This is a genomic window from Streptomyces subrutilus, assembly GCF_008704535.1.
Taxonomy (GTDB): Bacteria; Actinomycetota; Actinomycetes; order Streptomycetales; family Streptomycetaceae; genus Streptomyces; species Streptomyces subrutilus.
Genome location: NZ_CP023701.1, coordinates 3,429,603 through 3,444,684, shown reverse-complemented (window position 1 = coordinate 3,444,684; position 15,082 = coordinate 3,429,603). Strand labels below are relative to the sequence as shown.

The following is a 15,082-nucleotide window of genomic DNA, read 5'->3' as shown; positions in this document are numbered from 1 at the left end:
GTGCGAAACACCGAATTCGGCGGAAGTCTCCTGTCCGGGGCCCTCCCGGGGATACCGTCCCCTCACCGACTGACCGGCGACCCTGCCCGGAGGAGACACCATGACCGCTCAGCCCGTGTGGCAGAAGTCCTCGTTCTGCGACGAGGGGGACGCCTGCGTCTACGTCGCCGCGACCCCCGGCTCCCTCGTGCGCGTCGCCGACCACGCCGATCCCGCGCACCTCGTCCTCGCCACGACCCAGGCCGCCTGGGCCGATTTCCTGCGCGGGGTCAAAGAGTCCGGCTGACGCCGGGACCCGCCGCGCCGACCCCGCTCATCATCAGGGGTTTTTGTCCGATTAGCGCGTATCGTCGGCCCATGCCCACGCCCTACGGATCCCGCGGCGGCATGGCGTTCAGCGCTGCCGAGCTGCACGTGCTCAGGCGCTCGCTCGCCCACGCCCTCCAGTCCTCCTCGGCCCCCCTCCCGGCCCCGGAGGTCCAGGACTGCCTGCGCCTCGCGCGCTCGGTGGACGACGCGGTCCAGGAGGCGGGCCGGCTCAGAGCCTTCCTCCTGGAGGACCTCGGGCGCTACCGCGACGCCCTGCCCGGCAGCCTCTCCGGCTACCTGGAGCTCCTCCAGGACGCCTTGGCCGCCGGCTACGAGCCGGTGCCCGACGACCTCGCCGCCCTGCGGGCCCTGCGCGCCAACCCGCTCGCGGCCGCCGTCCTGGCCCGGGCCCAGGCCGTCGCGGAGCGCTCCGTCCGCAGACGGCTGTCCACCGCCCCAGCGCCCCGCACCCGGCTGCTGGCCCTCGCGGGCGGCCAGGCGGCCCGCGAGGAACGGGCCGAGCCCGGCGAGCCGCCCGCGCGCCCCGCCCGCCCGCCCGGCCCCACCCCGCGGCCCGCGGAGCGGCCCGCGGGGCCGCCCAAGCCGGAGCGGCCCGTTCCGACCCCCGGCGAGGTGTTTCCGCCGCGCCGCAAGCCGACCCCGCCCCCGGCGGCCGGTCGCGCCGCCGGGTAGCTAGGCTGAGCGCATGGACTACGTTTCCGCGCTCGTGCCCCCCATCGTGATGGCCGCGTTCTTCATCGCCCTCGTCGTGACGATCGTGAAGACCCAGGGCGGCGCCAACAAGGCCAAGGAGGACGCGGCGGTGGACGCCGTGATCGCCCGGGCCGAGGCCGCCCAACAGCCCCGGAAGTAGCACCGCGCGGCCTTCGGGCACCACGGGCGCACGGCCAAGGAGGCCGCGCGCCCGTTTTTGTCGCGCGTTAGCCGGGCAATTCACCACAAACCGCACTATCGTGCTGGTGTGCCTCGCCCCTTGGGAGAACTCGAAGACGCCGTCATGACGCGGGTGTGGCAGTGGAACCGCCCGGTCACCGTTCGAGAAGTACTGGAAGACCTCCAGCAGGAACGGTCGATCGCCTACACGACGGTCATGACCGTTATGGACAATCTCCATCAGAAGGGCTGGGTCCGCCGCGAGGCCGAAGGCCGCGCCTATCGATATACGGCCGTCTCCACCCGCGCCGCCTACTCCGCCGCACTGATGAACGAAGCCTGGTCGACGAGCGACAACCCCGCGGCCGCACTCGTCGCCTTCTTCGGCATGATGTCGGCGGAACAGCGCGAGGCCCTCCGCAACGCCATCCGCATCGTGCAGCACGACGACGCCCCGGAAGGCGCTCCCGGACCCGCCCCCGAAGACACCCCGGAAGCGGCCGCCGCGACCGAAGGCGAAGGCGGCTCCGCCGACCGGCCCGCCGAGCCGGGGCGATAACGTCCGGGTGCATGGGAGAGTTTTCCGCTGCACCTGCAGAAACAGTGACGATCCGCCGTGCCCGCACCGGTGATGTTCCCGCGCTGCGCCGCCTGCTCGACCAGTACGTGCAGCAGCGCATCCTGCTCGACAAAGCCCCCGTGGTCCTTTACGAGGACATCCAGGAGTTCTGGGTCGCGGAACGCGGCTCCGACGCCCAGGTGGTCGGCTGCGGCGCTCTCCACGTCATGTGGGAAGACCTGGCCGAAGTGCGCACTCTCGCCGTCGACCGCGAGTTGAAGGGCGCCGGCGTCGGGCACCGGGTACTCGCGCAGTTGTTGGAGACCGCGCGGGCGGTCGGCGTGAGCCGGGTTTTCTGCCTGACCTTCGAAGTGGACTTCTTCGCGAAGCACGGGTTCGTCGAGATCGGCGAGACGCCGGTGGAGACCGATGTCTACATCGAGCTCCTGCGTTCCTATGACGAGGGCGTCGCCGAGTTCCTCGGTCTCGAACGAGTGAAGCCGAACACCTTGGGCAACAGCCGGATGCTTCTGCACCTCTGATCGATCAGCACGGCTTTTCCCGGGCTCCACGCACCTGTGGCCTATGTCCGAATCGCGCACGTTTCCCGCCCCGTTGCGGTCTCGAACCTCTCGCCGGGGGTTTGTGTTTTCCAGGCAAAAGCGGTTTCCTTTCCGCGTACTGCTTTTCGATGAAAGGAAATCCCGGTGGCACAGAAGGTTCAGGTCCTTCTTGTCGACGACCTCGACGGCGGCGAGGCGGACGAGACGGTGACGTTCGCTCTGGACGGCAAGACCTACGAGATCGACCTCACCACCGCCAACGCTGAAAAGCTCCGCGGTCTGCTCGACCCGTACACCAAGGGCGGCCGCCGCACCGGTGGCCGCGCCGCCACCGCCCGGGCCAAGGGCCGCGCCTCCGCGACGACCGGCAACCCGGACACCGCGGAGATCCGCGCGTGGGCGAAGGAGAACGGCTACAACGTGAACGACCGCGGCCGCGTCCCGGCCGAGATCCGCGAGGCCTACGAGAAGGCCAAGGGCTGACGGTCCCGAGCCGTACGCCGTCCCAACCGCGCCCGGTGGCATTCCGTCGCCGCCGCCGCGACCAGGCGTACGAGGTCGGGCCCGCACCCCGGTCCGGCTCCCCGGCCGGGAGCGGGCAGGGCCGGCAGCAGTGCCTCACACCCCTTCTCGGGGGGTCGCAGCCACACGGCGGCCTCCCGGGGGCCCTTCCCGCAGCCGGTGCCCGGCGGCGCCGGGGCCGTGATCCTGCCACCCGCACCCAGGGCGGCGAGATCGAGGGCGACCCCGCCCCATTCGAGCCAGCCGAGCAGCCCCTCCAGCTCGTCCGCGCTCCCGGCGGCCACCAGGAACCGCATGCGGCGCCCCATCAGGGCCACCGGCCCCGTGGCGACCGGCCCGCGCAGCAGGGCCGCACCCGCGTCGGACGGAAGCTCCAGCACGTCGAACCGGACCCCGGTCACGAGCTGGACGGGCGGCCCCCCGACGACGGCCCAGCCGAGCACCCGCCCGTACCAGGAGGCGTAGCCCTCCCCCTCGGGCGGTACGCGGGGGGACGGGACGCTGACGGTGCTGACGGCCATGCCCGGAGCAACTCCCGAAACGCTCGGGGGTTACGGGCGGGGTGACACACCGCAGGCGGACCAATGCGGAACGTACAGATCCGCCGTGGGGGAGTCTCACATTCGGGACGGGGCCGTGTTCGCCCTCAGCGGAGGGAACCGGGTTCACCGGCATGGAGTGTCAGTGCTCGCGGGTAAGACATTCCTAGTGGATCGGGGCGACACGCTGATTTGACCGGGTCCCGTTCGCCATCGGCGTACTCGCGTGACGGGTATCTGCCTGGCCTGCGGGAACATCGTCTCCCACTATCGGGTTGGAGCAGGTGTCGGCTGTTCAAGCCGGTTTTCCTCACCGATGTGGGGGTGAGCCGCGGACGGATGTCGGCAGTTGGAATGAGCTGTCCCGCCCCGCGGGACTAGCATGCGGAAGGACAGGGCGGGGACCGACCCCGAACTGCCCGACCGCTCTGAGGAGCGATAAACGATGTTCGAGAGGTTCACCGACCGCGCGCGGCGGGTTGTCGTCCTGGCTCAGGAAGAAGCCCGGATGCTCAACCACAACTACATCGGCACCGAGCACATCCTCCTGGGCTTGATCCACGAGGGTGAGGGTGTCGCCGCTAAGGCCCTGGAGAGCCTCGGGATTTCGCTCGAGGCTGTTCGCCAGCAGGTTGAGGAGATCATCGGACAGGGGCAGCAGGCCCCTTCCGGCCACATCCCCTTCACCCCGCGGGCGAAGAAGGTCCTGGAGCTTTCGCTCCGAGAGGCCCTCCAGCTCGGCCACAACTACATCGGCACCGAGCACATCCTGCTCGGCCTGATCCGCGAGGGCGAGGGCGTCGCAGCCCAGGTCCTCGTGAAGCTGGGCGCCGATCTCAACCGGGTCCGGCAGCAGGTCATCCAGCTGCTCTCCGGCTACACCGGGGGAGGCAAGGAGTCGGCCACGGCCGGCGGCCCGGCCGAGGGCACGCCCTCGACCTCGCTCGTCCTGGACCAGTTCGGCCGCAACCTCACCCAGGCTGCCCGCGAATCCAAGCTCGACCCGGTCATCGGGCGCGAGAAGGAGATCGAGCGGGTCATGCAGGTGCTGTCCCGCCGGACCAAGAACAACCCGGTCCTCATCGGCGAGCCCGGCGTCGGCAAGACCGCCGTCGTCGAGGGACTGGCGCAGGCGATCGTCAAGGGCGAGGTCCCCGAGACCCTCAAGGACAAGCACCTCTACACGCTTGACCTCGGTGCCCTGGTCGCCGGCTCCCGCTACCGCGGTGACTTCGAGGAGCGCCTGAAGAAGGTCCTCAAGGAGATCCGCACCCGCGGCGACATCATCCTGTTCATCGACGAGCTCCACACCCTCGTGGGTGCGGGCGCCGCCGAGGGCGCGATCGACGCCGCCAGCATCCTCAAGCCCATGCTGGCCCGTGGCGAGCTCCAGACCATCGGTGCCACGACGCTCGACGAGTACCGCAAGCACCTTGAGAAGGACGCGGCCCTCGAACGCCGCTTCCAGCCGATCCAGGTGGCGGAGCCTTCCCTCCCCCACACGATCGAGATCCTCAAGGGCCTGCGCGACCGCTACGAGGCCCACCACCGCGTCTCCATCACGGACGAGGCCCTCGTCCAGGCGGCGACGCTGGCGGACCGGTACATCTCGGACCGCTTCCTCCCGGACAAGGCGATCGACCTGATCGACGAGGCCGGCTCCCGGATGCGCATCCGCCGGATGACCGCGCCGCCGGACCTCCGCGAGTTCGACGAGAAGATCGCGGGCGTGCGCCGCGACAAGGAGTCGGCCATCGACTCCCAGGACTTCGAGAAGGCGGCTTCCCTCCGTGACAAGGAGAAGCAGCTGCTGGCGGCGAAGGCCAAGCGCGAGAAGGAATGGAAGGCCGGCGACATGGACGTCGTCGCCGAGGTCGACGGCGAGCTCATCGCCGAGGTCCTCGCGACCGCGACCGGCATTCCCGTCTTCAAGCTCACCGAGGAGGAGTCCTCGCGACTGCTCCGCATGGAAGACGAGCTGCACCGTCGGGTCATCGGCCAGAAGGACGCCATCAAGGCGCTCTCCCAGGCGATCCGCCGTACCCGTGCGGGTCTGAAGGACCCGAAGCGCCCGGGTGGCTCCTTCATCTTCGCCGGCCCGTCCGGTGTCGGTAAGACCGAGCTGTCCAAGACGCTCGCCGAATTCCTCTTCGGCGACGAGGACGCGCTGATCTCCCTCGACATGTCGGAGTTCAGCGAGAAGCACACGGTTTCCCGTCTCTTCGGTTCGCCCCCCGGCTACGTGGGCTACGAAGAGGGCGGCCAGCTCACCGAGAAGGTGCGCCGGAAGCCGTTCTCCGTCGTCCTCTTCGACGAGGTCGAGAAGGCGCACCCGGATATCTTCAATTCCCTGCTCCAGATCCTGGAGGACGGTCGCCTGACCGACTCCCAGGGCCGGGTCGTGGACTTCAAGAACACGGTCATCATCATGACGACCAACCTGGGTACGCGGGACATCTCGAAGGGCTTCAACCTGGGCTTCGCGGCCCAGGGCGACACGAAGACCGGATACGACCGGATGAAGGCGAAGGTCAACGAAGAGCTCAAGCAGCACTTCCGGCCCGAGTTCCTCAACCGTGTCGACGACACGGTCGTCTTCCACCAGCTCACCGAGGAAGACATCATCCAGATCGTCGACCTCATGATCGCCAAGGTCGACGAGCGCCTGAAGGACCGCGACATGGGCATCGAGCTGAGCGGTGACGCGAAGCTCCTGCTCGCCAAGCGCGGCTACGACCCGATCATGGGCGCCCGCCCGCTGCGCCGGACCATCCAGCGCGAGATCGAGGACCTGCTGTCGGAGAAGATCCTCTTCGGCGAGCTGCGCCCCGGTCAGATCGTGGTCGTCGGCAAGGAGGGTGAGGGCGACGAAGCCAAGTTCACCTTCCGCGGCGAGGAGAAGACGGCTCTGCCGGACCTCCCCCCGATCGAGGCCACGGGCTCCGGCCCGGACCTGTCGAAGGGCGCGTGACCGCCGCCGCGTAGCGGCGGGCGGCAGCAGTACGAAGAGGGGCGGCCCCGGAACCGAGAGGTTCCGGGGCCGCCCCTCTTCGTGTCCGCGGTCGGTGCGAGGTGCGTGCGTCCGGGGTCCGCCGGCGGTTCGACGGGTGGTCGGGAGAGGCCCTCGGCCGGTGACAAGCCGCACAGGGCAAATCGGACGTACTAGGTGGATTCGTAGATCCACAAGGGTCTCGGACCGGACCTCCGTCGCAGGACGGGGGCGGTCAACAGGCCGGACAGCCCGGACCCGGCTACGAGCACGGGTAGTAACGGACACGTTTGGGGAAGCCGGGGGGCGCGGGTTACCAAGGATGAGCCAGCCCGGCACGGGTCATCGTGCCGGGTCATCTCATGCCCGATCCGGGCATGGAACGTCCTTGTCCCCGGCCCCGGAGGTCTCTTCATGTCCGCGAAGCGCGTCTACACCCGTCGTACCCGTATTGCCGTCGGCGTAACCTCCCTCGGTGCGGCGCTGGCCCTGGGAGCCGGGACGACCGCCGCGTTCGCCGACACGACGCCGCAGACCGCCCTCACCGGCACCGCCCGACTGGTGGCCGCCCAGGCGTCCGCCCAGGCCGCCGCCGTCTCCGCCGCGAAGACGAACCTGTGGGACAAGCCGGTCGAGAAGTACACGCTGTCCGCGACCTACGGCAAGGGCGGCACCATGTGGTCGCACAAGCACTCCGGTCAGGACTTCGCCGTCCCGGTCGGCACCCCGGTCAAGTCCGCGGCCGCCGGCACCGTCGTGAAGGCCGGCCCCAACGGCGGCGGCGACGGCCCGGCCTACGGCAACGCCATCGTGATCAAGCACGCGAACAACACGTACTCCCAGTACGCGCACCTCTCGCGGATCCAGGTCAAGATCGGCCAGAAGGTCCGCGTCGACCAGAAGATCGCGCTGTCCGGCAACACCGGAAACTCCAGCGGCCCGCACCTCCACTTCGAGATCCGGACCACCCCGAACTACGGCTCGGCCGTCAACCCGGTGAGCTTCCTGCGCAAGGCCGGCGTCACCCTCTAAGCGGTCCGGTCGCCGCCCGCCCGGCCCCCGGGGCCGGGCCGGGACCGGTACGGCGGGTCAGAAGAGCAGCCAGGAAGCGGTCGGCTTGACCGACGAGGACAGCTTGTTCTGGCGGACGGCCGCCACCTGATCGGGCGTGAGCGCGACGCCGAAGGTGCGCAGGCTGTCCATGGCGCCGTTCCACGGGCCCGTCCAGGCGCCCTCGTGGCGGGCGCGCCCCAGTTGCAGCGGTCCCGGAGCGTTGAAGACGCCCGGGACCTTCGCCTCGGTGGACTTCTTGCCGTTCACGTACAGGGTGATCGTCTTCTTGTCGTCGTCGTAGGTGCCCGTCAGCGTGGTCATGGTCTTCTCCATCTTGAGGCCCTCGGCGACCACGGCCTGGGCGGTGGAGTCCGCGCCCTGGTCGTTCGTCTGGACCCGGAAGACCCACGCCGGCTTCCCGTTGACCTCGTCCGAGCCGAGCTCGAACGCGAAGGTCTTGTCGTCGCCCTGGCTGACGGCCATCTGCCGCCCCTTCGGGGCGCGGTTCCACACGCGGGCCGAGACGGTGAAGCTCTTGGAGACGTCCACGACGCGCTTCTCGGACTCGGCGTACGACTTCTCGCCGCCCTTGGTCCGCAGCTCGTAGTGCTTGTCGATCGGGAAGACCCCCGCGTCGGCAGCCATCTTCAGGTGCGCCTTGCCGACGTGGTCCCGGATCTGGCTCGGGTCGCTGGCGACGGTCGGGGACTTGTCCACCGGGGCCTTGCTCTTGGAGCCGCTCGGGGCGGGGGCGGACTCGGACACCGTCGGCGCGTCGTCCGCGGCGTCCTTCTTCTCCTCGCCGCCGCCGCCCAGCAGCAGGAACGTTCCTCCGCCGGCGAGCAGCGCCAGTACGGTGACCACGCCGCCCACCATCCACAGCCGCTTGCGGCGCCGCTCCGCCGCCGAGCGGTCGGCCAGCGCCTCCCAGTCGGGCTGGTGCCCGGCCTGCGCTCCGAAGGGCGCGGGCTGCTCGGCCCCGGCCGGCGGCCACGGCGCACCCGGCCCCGCGGGTCCGCCGGGCACGGCCCCGTAGGGCTGGTAGCCGCCCTGCTGGTAGGGGCCCGGCGGGAACGGGGCCTGCGCGGCGTCCTGCGGATAGGGGTCCTGCGGATAGGGGTCCTGCGGGTAGGGGTCCTGCCGGTACGGGTTGGGCCCCGCCGGGTAGCCGTAGCCGCCGGCCGCCGGGCCCGGCGCGGGCGGGCCGGGCGGGAATCCGTAGCCGCCCCGCTCTCCGGCGGGCGGTTCCGGCGGGAATCCGTAGCCGCCCCGCTCTCCGGCGGGCGGTTCCGGCGGGAACCCGTGACCGCCGCCGCCCGGGGCGGGCTGCTCGGGCTGCGGGCTGCGCGGGGGATTCGTACCGTCGGTCATGCCAGGGATGCTAAGTCACACCGCGCCGGAGCCCTATGGGCGGGACCGGTCCGGGCCGGTTCGACCCGGTTCCGTCCTACGGCGGCGTGATGACCGGGAAGCTGCCCGTCGCCGTCGGCGCGTGTTCCGGCAGCCACAGCACCGCCACCGCCCCGGCCGCCGCGCCCGTCCGGTCGCCGCCGGCCGGGGCCGCCACGTTGCGGAAGGTCAGCCGGGCGCCCAGCACCCGCGCCTGCCCCTCCGCGATGGTCAGGCCCAGCCCGTGGCCCACCCCGGCCCGGTCCGTGGACCCGGTGCGGAACCGGCTCGGGCCCTCGCGCAGCAGTGCCTCCGGGAAGCCCGGGCCGTGGTCGCGGACCCGTACGACCCGCCCCTCGACGTCCACCTGGATCGGCGGGCGCCCGTAGCGCGCCGCGTTCGCCAGCAGGTTCCCCAGGATCCGCTCCAGCCGTCGCGGGTCGGTGCTGACGATCTCGTCCGCCACGACCCGTACCGAGGCCTCCGGCATCAGCGCGCGCACCCGGCGGCCGACGAACTCGCCCAGCGCCACGTCCTGCAGCTCCGCCCGCTCGGAGGCGCTGTCCAGCCGGGCCACCTCCAGGACGTCCTCCACGAGGGCGCGCATCGCCTGCGCCCGGTCGCGCACCAGCTCGGTCGGCCGGCCCGGGGGCAGCAGTTCCGCCGCCGTCAGCAGGCCCGTCACCGGGGTCCGCAGCTCGTGCGCGATGTCCGCGGTCACCCGGCGTTCGGCCTCCAGGCGCTGCTGGAGGGCGTCGGCCATGGCGTCCACGGCCCGGGCCAGGTCGTCGGTCTCGTCGCGGACGACGCCGCCGACCGCGTCGCGCACCCGTACGTCGGGGTCCCCGTGCGCCACGCGCTGCGCGGCGGTGGCGGCCTTGCGCAGCCGGCGGGAGATCTGGCCGCCGATGAGGACGCCGAGCGCCGAGCCGCCGATCACGACGGCGAGGGAGCCCACGAGCAGGGCCCGGTCCAGGTCGCGCACCATGTTGGCGCTCTCCCGGAACTGGGTGTGCAGCGACAGCGCCTGTCCGTTGCCGAGGGGGACGGCGGCCCACACCTCCTGGGGGCCGCCCGGGTTCTCCTGGACGAAGGTGCCGCGCCGGCCCGACTGGACCTTCTGCCGCAACTGCCCCGGCAGGTCGGGGTCGTTGACCTTGAAGCCCAGGGGCGGCTTGCGCCCGGCCTCGACGTTGCGGGACATGAACTGGACCCGGTCGAGCTGCACGTCGCGGGCGCTCTCCAGCATCGAGACGCGGGCAGCACTGTGCACCACCAGGCTCAGCGCGACGGCGGTGAGCGCGCCGACGGCGGCGATGGCCAGGGTGATCTTCCAGCGGATGCCCGTGCGCAGGGTGAAGCGCCTCATGCGGTCGGGCCTCAGGCCTTCAGCTTGTATCCGAAGCCGCGGACGGTTTCGATCCGGTCCTGGCCGATCTTGGTGCGCAGCCGCTGGACGTGGACGTCGACCACGCGGGTGTCGCCGCCCCAGTCGTAGTCCCAGACCCGCTCCAGCAGCCGGTCGCGGGAGAGCACGGTGCCGGGCGCGGACGAGAACTCCAGCAGCAGCCGCATCTCGGTCGGGGTCAGTGCGACGGCGGCGCCGGCCTTGCGGACCTCCATGCCCTCGGTGTCGACCTCCAGGTCGCCGAAGGAGAGGACGCCGCGCTCGTCGGCGGCGTCGGCGCCGCCGGAGCCGGACGCGCCGTTCTGCGGGCCGCCCGCGTGACCGAAGCGGCGGAGCACGGCGCGGATGCGGGCGACGAGCACCGAGCCGTCGAACGGCTTGGTGACGTAGTCGTCGGCGCCCGCCTCCAGGCCCAGCACCACGTCGATGGAGTCGGCGCGCGCCGACAGCATGATGACGGGCACGGTGGACTCGTCGCGGATGCGGCGGCACAGGCTGACGCCGTCCATGCCCGGCACCATCACGTCGAGCAGTGCGATGTCGGGGCGGTCGGCGCGGAAGGACTCCAGGCCGGACAGTCCGTCGGGCATGGCGGTGACCACGAACCCGTCGCGTTCCAGCGCCAGGGTCGTGGCCTCACGGATGACGTCGTCGTCCTCCACGAACAGGACATGGGTCTCGGCCATGCGGGAGCCTCGCCTCGGTTCTTTCTTCTCTTCGCCCGGTTCTGCGGTCCTGCGGTTCTGCGGTCCTGCGGTTCTGCGGTCCTGCGGTCCTGCGGTCCTGCGGTCCTGCGGGTCCGCGTCCGGCCGGAGGGCCGGAGGGCCGGACGCCGGGTCAGTCCTTCGGGGTGACGAGCGGAGCGGGCTGGCTCCCGCCGTCGACCACGTTGCTGTACTCGGAGTGCACCCGGTCGTGCTCGACGAACTTCTCCCCGTCCCACCGGTAGGTGATCACGTCCTCCCCGGAGGGGTAGGCGAGCGCGTCGCTCTTTCCGTAGACCTGCTTGGTGACCACCAGGTCGCCCCGGTCGATCTCCGCGTAGACGGGCGGCTGTTCCTCGGCGAACACATTCTCGTACGTGCCGCCGTCCTCGCGGTACACGTACGAGCCGCGGCCCAGGGCGTCGGCGCACGACAGCACGTTGACGACGATGTCCACGTTGGGGCTGCCGGTGACCTTCCCGTAGCTGACGTCGACCGGGTACTCCTTGCCCGTGCACGGCTTGAGGTCGCGTTTGATCTCGCTGCCGACCTTGGGGTCGGAGAGGAGGAGGCGGACCGGGTCCACCTTCGTGGCGGGCTTTCCGGCGGACGCGGTGGCGCTGCCCGAGGGGTCGGCCGAGAGCGCGGAGGGGGCCGTCTTGGCCACCGCGTCGGAACGGGCGGGGCCGCCGTCGCGCAGACCGGTGCCGCCGGTGGCGCAGCCGACCGCGAACACGGCGGTGCCGACGAGGGCGACCGTCCCCGCCGACATCAGTGCCAGTGAACTCCTGCTGGTCAGACCTTGGCCGGTCAGGCCGCGCACCGCTCACGCCCCTCGTACAGGATGGTGTGGTCACCGCGCTCCAGCGCCCGCATGTCCAGGTCCCGGCTCTCCAGCTCCTGCCGGAGGCGGGCCAGGGCCCGGTGCAGCGTGCTCTTCACGGTTCCCGCCGACATTCCGAGCGCCGCGGCCGTCTCCTCGGTGCTCATCTGCTCCCAGTGTCGCAGCACCACCACACTGCGCTGCTTGGGCGCGAGCACCTTGAGGATGTCCATCAGCAGGGCGCGGTCGGCGCGCTGGTCGGAGCCGTCCTCGACGGAGGCGTCGGGGAGCTGCTCGGTGGGGACCTCTTCGAGCTTGCGGGCGCGCCACCACTCGGTCCGCGTATTGATCATGACGCGGCGCAAGTAGGCGTCGGCCAGGGACTTGTCGGCGATGCCGTCCCAGCGGCCGTAGGTGCGGACGAGGGCGGTCTGCAGGAGGTCCTGGGCGTCGGTGGGGTCCGGGACCAGGCGCCGGGCACTGCGCAGCAGGGCGTCCTGCCGGGTGCGTACGTACTCTTCGAATTCGAGTACCTCGCCGTGCGCCATCTCAGACCGCCTCCGTTCCGTCCAACCGCTCAACCGCTGCCTTCTGGTCCGAAGGTACGGAGGGGTTGTCACGGGGCTGTGCGGGCCAGCCTTCGATGGGCGCACGGACACCCATAGGTTGTGTAACAGCGCTTGTGAGCTGGGGTTTCGCGCAAGAAGCGGAATCTTGCGCTCAGCTCTGGGGCAGTCGGTAGAACCCTCCCGCCAGCGGTTCGACGAGCCCGTCCGAGACCAGTCCGTCCAGGGACCGGGCGCGCTGCACCGGCTCCTCCCAGACGGTGTCGAGCAGCGACCGGGGCACCGGCCCGACCGCCTCGCGCAGCACCGCCAGCAGCCTGCCGCGCACCTGCCGGTCGGTGCCGGCGTACGTCTGCCCGCGCCTCGGCGGTCCCTGGTGCGGCGGCTTCCCGGCGAGCCGCCACGCGCACAGCCCGGCCACCGGGCAGCGCGCGCAGTCCGGGTTCTTGGCGGTGCACAGCAGGGCGCCGAGCTCCATCGAGGCCGCCGCCCAACGGGCCGCGGTGTCCTCGTCCGCGGGCAGCAGGGCCCGGGCCAGGCGCCGTTCGGCGGCCGTGGTGGCGTTCGGCGGGTACTCGACGCCGGTGGCGGTGCGGGCGAAGACCCGGCGCACGTTGGTGTCGAGCACGGCGTGCCGCTGGCCGTACGCGAAGGAGGCCACGGCCGCCGCGGTGTACTCGCCGATCCCGGGCAGCGCGAGCAGCTGCGCGTGGTCCCGCGGTACGTCGCCGCCGTGCCGTTCCGTTATCGCGACGGCGGCCCCGTGCAGGCGCAGGGCCCGCCGGGGGTAGCCGAGCCGCCCCCAGGCCCGTACGGCCTCTCCGGGGGCGTCGGCGGCGAGGTCGGCGGGCCGGGGCCACCGGGCGAGCCACTGCTCGTAGACCGGCAGGACCCGGTTGACGGGGGTCTGCTGGAGCATGAACTCGCTGACCATGACCCCCCAGGGGCCGGCTTCGGGGCGGCGCCAGGGCAGGTCGCGGGCGTGCTCGTCGAACCACGCGATGACGGGGGAGTGCAGCGCGTGGGTCCCGGCGGACACGGGGGACGGGGAGGGGGTGGTGGATGCAGTCATGGCAGAGCGCATCCTGACATGTTTCAGCCCTGGCGTGCGGGGCCCGGCCCGGCGATCCAGACAGCGGCGCGCCCTCCGCTCGCCCGGACGGCGCCGGCGAGCGCGCTGACGGGCCGGGTGAGCGCGAGGACGGAGAGCGCGGCCACGGCGCCGCCCAGCAGCAGGCCGATCGCCACGTCGTGCGGGTAGTGGACGCCGACGAAGACGCGGGAGAAGGCCATCAGCAGGGCCAGCGGCACGGTCAGCAGGGCGAGGCCGCGGGCGGCCATGGCCAGGCCGACGGCGGCGGCGCCGGCGATGGTGGCGTGGTTGCTGGGGAAGGACCAGTCGCCCGTCACCGGGCAGGCGATCAGCGGGGCGGCCGCTCCGAGGACGGCCCGGCAGGGGCGTTCCTCGTCGACCACGGACTTGAGGCTCTCCGAGACCACGTAGGCAAGGGCGGTGACCAGGGGGGCGAGGGCGGCGAGGGCCACCGTCCGGGGGCTGTGGTGGCCGCGCGAGCGCCACCAGACGGTTATGAAGAGCACACCGAAGAGGAGGAGCCCGTACTCCGTCCAGGCCTCGGACACCCGTTGCACCCACACGGGCGCGGAGTGGGCGAAGTCGGTGATGTGGCGATAGAGGTCGGAGCTGTCCATGGTCACCGAAGGTACTCAAGGTGAAGGTGGGGTGGCGTCAGACTCCTGGCTGATTCTGGCCCGTTTTGATCACTCCGGACCTCGTCGGCGGACTGATCATCGGCAAAACATGCCCGTCACACGGCATGTGGGGCACGGTTCGGAGCACGGACTCTCGTAAAGTTCCGTCCGTGGGATCTCTGCGCAATCCGGTCGGGCCGCTCCCCTCCTCCATCTACTGGCGACGGAGGGCTGTGCTGGCGTCCGTCGCCGCGCTCCTCGCGATCCTCGCCGTATGGGCCGTCAGTTCCAGTGGCGGCGGGTCGAGTACGAACGGCAAGGGCCGGGGCGGGCCGGGCACCATCACGATCACCCCGGGCCCCTCCGGCACCGGGCCGGCGATCACTCAGGCCCCGGGCGGGCGCGCGGAGTCGGGCTCCGGCGGTACGACGGGCTCCGACGGCGGCGGCTCCACCGGTTCGGGCAAGAACGGCGAACCGGGCGGCGGCGCGGGCACCGCGGGCGCGGGCGGGGCCGGGATGGGCGGCGCGGGCGGGGGAGGCGGCGCGGGGCAGGTACCGGCGGACTCCACGCTTCCCGCGTGTGCCGCGGCCACCCTCCAGTGGGAGGTCAAGAGCGTGAAGAACGAGTACGAGTCGGGGGAGAAACCACGGCTCGAACTGATCGCCCGCAACGTCTCCGCCGCCGCCTGCAAGGTCGATCTCGGCCCGAAGCAGGCGATCCTGACCATCCTTCAGGCGACCGACAGCAAGGCCGTCTGGTCCTCGGCGGACTGCCCGCCGGGCGCCGGGAACGTCTTCTTCCGCGTCCCCGCGCAGGGCGAGACGAAGCGCTCGCTGGAATGGGACCGCAGGTTCAGCGCCGCCGACCAGTGCCAGACGCCTCCCGCGGGCAGCGCGACCCCGGGCACGTACGTGGTCGAGGTCAAGTCCCCGGGCATGCCGGTGACGAACACCTCGTTCGTCCTCAAGCAGGACTGACGGGCCGACGGGCGGTCCGGCCTCCGGTCCGGACCGGGCCGGACCGGGCCGTCCTCCGTGTGGGGGCGGGTCGG

The 15,082-nt window shown here is 71.6% G+C and carries 17 protein-coding genes; 9 read left to right on the top strand and 8 right to left on the bottom strand.

Translation table 11 applies throughout. The annotated features are described in order from the left end of the window. Window positions 1-100 precede the first annotated feature (100 nt). The 6 genes from CP968_RS15015 (at window position 101) to CP968_RS14995 (ending at window position 2,808) form a co-directional block, all read left to right on the top strand. Window positions 101-286 carry a DUF397 domain-containing protein gene (locus CP968_RS15015; RefSeq protein WP_150518492.1) on the top strand — a complete coding sequence of 62 codons (186 nt, stop codon included), beginning with the start codon at window positions 101-103 and terminating at the stop codon, window positions 284-286. Window positions 287-387: 101 nt separating this feature from the next. After that, window positions 388-1,002, top strand: coding sequence for a hypothetical protein (locus CP968_RS15010; RefSeq protein WP_150521925.1), 615 nt, complete (start codon window positions 388-390; stop codon window positions 1,000-1,002). 13 nt (window positions 1,003-1,015) lie between these two features. Continuing rightward, on the top strand, window positions 1,016-1,183 hold the full coding sequence (locus CP968_RS34080; protein WP_167536805.1) for a hypothetical protein: 168 nt from the start codon (window positions 1,016-1,018) through the stop codon (window positions 1,181-1,183). A gap of 108 nt (window positions 1,184-1,291) precedes the next feature. Beyond that, window positions 1,292-1,762, top strand: a complete 471-nt coding sequence (locus CP968_RS15005) for a BlaI/MecI/CopY family transcriptional regulator (RefSeq protein WP_150518491.1) — start codon at window positions 1,292-1,294, stop codon at window positions 1,760-1,762. A gap of 11 nt (window positions 1,763-1,773) precedes the next feature. Then, on the top strand, window positions 1,774-2,304 hold the full coding sequence (locus CP968_RS15000; protein ID WP_150518490.1) for an amino-acid N-acetyltransferase: 531 nt from the start codon (window positions 1,774-1,776) through the stop codon (window positions 2,302-2,304). Between the two features lie 165 nt (window positions 2,305-2,469). Further along, window positions 2,470-2,808 (top strand): histone-like nucleoid-structuring protein Lsr2, encoded by a 339-nt coding sequence (locus CP968_RS14995; protein ID WP_150518489.1) that lies wholly within the window; start codon window positions 2,470-2,472, stop codon window positions 2,806-2,808. On the opposite strand, the gene CP968_RS14990 is transcribed toward CP968_RS14995, so the two are convergent. Then, entirely contained in the window at window positions 2,787-3,368 is a 582-nt protein-coding gene (locus tag CP968_RS14990) for an SCO3374 family protein (protein ID WP_150518488.1), read from the bottom strand. The two genes, CP968_RS14995 and CP968_RS14990, sit on opposite strands and share 22 nt — an antisense overlap. A 463-nt stretch (window positions 3,369-3,831) precedes the next feature. On the opposite strand from CP968_RS14990, the gene CP968_RS14980 reads away from it, so the two are divergent. Beyond that, window positions 3,832-6,357, top strand: a complete 2,526-nt coding sequence (locus CP968_RS14980; protein WP_150518487.1) for an ATP-dependent Clp protease ATP-binding subunit — start codon at window positions 3,832-3,834, stop codon at window positions 6,355-6,357. Window positions 6,358-6,789: 432 nt separating this feature from the next. Next, window positions 6,790-7,407, top strand: coding sequence for a M23 family metallopeptidase (locus CP968_RS14975; protein WP_150518486.1), 618 nt, complete (start codon window positions 6,790-6,792; stop codon window positions 7,405-7,407). A 57-nt stretch (window positions 7,408-7,464) separates the two neighbouring features. Here the strand turns inward: CP968_RS14975 and CP968_RS14970 are convergent, their stop codons facing one another. From CP968_RS14970 to CP968_RS14935, 7 genes are all read right to left on the bottom strand, one after another. Further along, window positions 7,465-8,799: a LamG domain-containing protein gene (locus tag CP968_RS14970; RefSeq protein ID WP_150518485.1), complete on the bottom strand. Its 1,335-nt coding sequence runs from the start codon at window positions 8,797-8,799 to the stop codon at window positions 7,465-7,467. A gap of 76 nt (window positions 8,800-8,875) precedes the next feature. Further along, entirely contained in the window at window positions 8,876-10,186 is a 1,311-nt protein-coding gene (gene cseC / locus CP968_RS14965; RefSeq protein ID WP_150518484.1) for a two-component system sensor histidine kinase CseC, read from the bottom strand. Between the two features lie 11 nt (window positions 10,187-10,197). After that, entirely contained in the window at window positions 10,198-10,911 is a 714-nt protein-coding gene (gene cseB / locus CP968_RS14960) for a two-component system response regulator CseB (protein ID WP_150518483.1), read from the bottom strand. Window positions 10,912-11,062: 151 nt separating this feature from the next. Continuing rightward, the gene (locus CP968_RS14950; protein ID WP_373304097.1) at window positions 11,063-11,752 is read right to left on the bottom strand and encodes a hypothetical protein; all 690 of its coding nucleotides are present in this window, start codon (window positions 11,750-11,752) and stop codon (window positions 11,063-11,065) included. Beyond that, window positions 11,740-12,300 (bottom strand): SigE family RNA polymerase sigma factor, encoded by a 561-nt coding sequence (locus CP968_RS14945; protein ID WP_150518482.1) that lies wholly within the window; start codon window positions 12,298-12,300, stop codon window positions 11,740-11,742. Before CP968_RS14945 ends, CP968_RS14950 begins: the two co-directional genes overlap by 13 nt. Before the next feature lie 172 nt (window positions 12,301-12,472). Continuing rightward, window positions 12,473-13,390 (bottom strand): HhH-GPD family protein, encoded by a 918-nt coding sequence (locus tag CP968_RS14940; RefSeq protein ID WP_150518481.1) that lies wholly within the window; start codon window positions 13,388-13,390, stop codon window positions 12,473-12,475. Between the two features lie 23 nt (window positions 13,391-13,413). Then, a complete protein-coding gene (locus CP968_RS14935; protein ID WP_150518480.1) occupies window positions 13,414-14,028 on the bottom strand; it encodes a phosphatase PAP2 family protein in 615 nt (204 codons plus the stop codon). A 170-nt stretch (window positions 14,029-14,198) separates the two neighbouring features. Between CP968_RS14935 and CP968_RS14930 the strand changes: the two genes are divergently transcribed. Next, window positions 14,199-15,008: a hypothetical protein gene (locus CP968_RS14930; RefSeq protein WP_150518479.1), complete on the top strand. Its 810-nt coding sequence runs from the start codon at window positions 14,199-14,201 to the stop codon at window positions 15,006-15,008. Window positions 15,009-15,082 lie beyond the last annotated feature (74 nt).

Bases quoted from the DNA above. Each gene is read 5' to 3' on its own strand.
- CP968_RS15015 (WP_150518492.1), top strand. From the start codon at position 101: ATGACCGCTCAGCCCGTGTGGCAGAAGTCCTCGTTCTGCGACGAGGGG.
- CP968_RS15010 (WP_150521925.1), top strand. From the start codon at position 388: ATGGCGTTCAGCGCTGCCGAGCTGCACGTGCTCAGGCGCTCGCTCGCC.
- CP968_RS34080 (WP_167536805.1), top strand. From the start codon at position 1,016: ATGGACTACGTTTCCGCGCTCGTGCCCCCCATCGTGATGGCCGCGTTC.
- CP968_RS15000 (WP_150518490.1), top strand. From the start codon at position 1,774: ATGGGAGAGTTTTCCGCTGCACCTGCAGAAACAGTGACGATCCGCCGT.
- CP968_RS14990 (WP_150518488.1), bottom strand. From the start codon at position 3,368: ATGGCCGTCAGCACCGTCAGCGTCCCGTCCCCCCGCGTACCGCCCGAG.
- CP968_RS14980 (WP_150518487.1), top strand. From the start codon at position 3,832: ATGTTCGAGAGGTTCACCGACCGCGCGCGGCGGGTTGTCGTCCTGGCT.
- CP968_RS14975 (WP_150518486.1), top strand. From the start codon at position 6,790: ATGTCCGCGAAGCGCGTCTACACCCGTCGTACCCGTATTGCCGTCGGC.
- CP968_RS14970 (WP_150518485.1), bottom strand. From the start codon at position 8,799: ATGACCGACGGTACGAATCCCCCGCGCAGCCCGCAGCCCGAGCAGCCC.
- cseC (WP_150518484.1), bottom strand. From the start codon at position 10,186: ATGAGGCGCTTCACCCTGCGCACGGGCATCCGCTGGAAGATCACCCTG.
- cseB (WP_150518483.1), bottom strand. From the start codon at position 10,911: ATGGCCGAGACCCATGTCCTGTTCGTGGAGGACGACGACGTCATCCGT.
- CP968_RS14945 (WP_150518482.1), bottom strand. From the start codon at position 12,300: ATGGCGCACGGCGAGGTACTCGAATTCGAAGAGTACGTACGCACCCGG.
- CP968_RS14940 (WP_150518481.1), bottom strand. From the start codon at position 13,390: ATGACTGCATCCACCACCCCCTCCCCGTCCCCCGTGTCCGCCGGGACC.
- CP968_RS14935 (WP_150518480.1), bottom strand. From the start codon at position 14,028: ATGGACAGCTCCGACCTCTATCGCCACATCACCGACTTCGCCCACTCC.